This window comes from Pseudomonas sp. EL_65y_Pfl1_R83, from assembly GCF_963970695.1.
Taxonomy (GTDB): Bacteria; Pseudomonadota; Gammaproteobacteria; order Pseudomonadales; family Pseudomonadaceae; genus Aquipseudomonas; species Aquipseudomonas tritici.
Genome location: NZ_CAXAQI010000080.1, coordinates 1 through 721 on the forward strand (window position 1 = coordinate 1; position 721 = coordinate 721).

A 721-nucleotide genomic window follows, 5' to 3' on the forward strand; every position below is an offset into this window, starting at 1 on the left:
CGCCGAAGCCGAGCAGGCACACTCGAACGACGATCTCGCCCGGCGCTTCATCGCCCGCTGCCGCGATACCATGACCATCCTGCCGGCGATCACGACGATCGAGCGCCTGTGCGCGGATGCGCTCGTCGCGGCCGAACGCGGCATCGAGAAGCGCATCGCATCGCGCCTTGATCTTGTCGCCTGCACCCGGCTCGACCGGCTGACGACCGAAATGCTGCCGGGGGCAATCAGCCGCTTCATCTGGCTGCGCCGGATCGAGCCGGGCAACAATTCCGCCGCGGCAAACCGACTGCTCGACCGGCTTGAGTTCCTGCGTGCGATGAACCTCGATGCCGGCCTGCTCGGCGACGTCCCGCCGCATCGCGTCGCCCGGCTGCGCCGACAGGGCGAACGTTACTTCGCCGATGGCCTGCGTGATCTCGGCACCGACCGGCGTCGCGCCATCCTCACTGTCTGCATCATCGAGTGGGCCACCTCGACTGCGGATGCGGTGATCGAGACGCATGACCGGATCGTCGGGCGCACCTGGCGCGAGGCAAAACAGTTGCATGACGCACGTGCCGCGGAAACGAGAGGCGGGGTCACAGCGACGCTGGACGGCTTCGCCGCGCTCGGCCAATCGCTCATCGAAGCGCATGGCGACGGCGCGTCGCTGGAGGATGCGGTCGCGCGTGCGGCGGGATGGGACCATCTCACCCGCCTCGTCGCGACGGCCAGGGTT

1 pseudogene is annotated in these 721 nt (G+C 68.5%); it reads left to right on the top strand.

The window, feature by feature from the left end:
- Positions 1 to 721, top strand: a pseudogene (locus AACY08_RS27715) (Tn3 family transposase); the annotation flags it as partial.